This is a genomic window from Paraburkholderia sp. BR14312, assembly GCF_040948675.1.
Lineage (GTDB): Bacteria > Pseudomonadota > Gammaproteobacteria > Burkholderiales > Burkholderiaceae > Paraburkholderia > Paraburkholderia nodosa_A.
Genome location: NZ_JBFPKI010000107.1, coordinates 1 through 255 on the forward strand (window position 1 = coordinate 1; position 255 = coordinate 255).

At 66.3% G+C, this 255-nt stretch carries 1 protein-coding gene; it reads right to left on the reverse strand.

Annotated elements, in window-relative coordinates; genetic code table 11:
* The coding region (locus AB3X98_RS42220; RefSeq protein WP_368603267.1) for a ParB N-terminal domain-containing protein at positions 1 to 244 on the reverse strand (244 nt) is incomplete at its 3' end.
* Positions 245 to 255: the final 11 nt, after the last annotated feature.

A 255-nucleotide genomic window follows, 5' to 3' on the forward strand; every position in this document is an offset into this window, starting at 1 on the left:
CAGGCTTGACGTGGCCCTGCGAGAGCAGCAGCCCGAACGCGCGCAGCCGTCGGCCGCCGTCGGCCACGCCATAGTCGTCGCCATCGGGGTGCACGACCATGTTCTGCAGCTGACCTTGCGATCGCAGTAGCGCCGCGAGCCCGGTGACGTCGGACGTGTCGTTTGGGCGTGCGTTGCGCGCGGAGACATGAAGCTTGTTGAGCGGGATCGCGATGATGCGGCCCGCGGCAGAAGATTTAGCCATATTGGATCCGG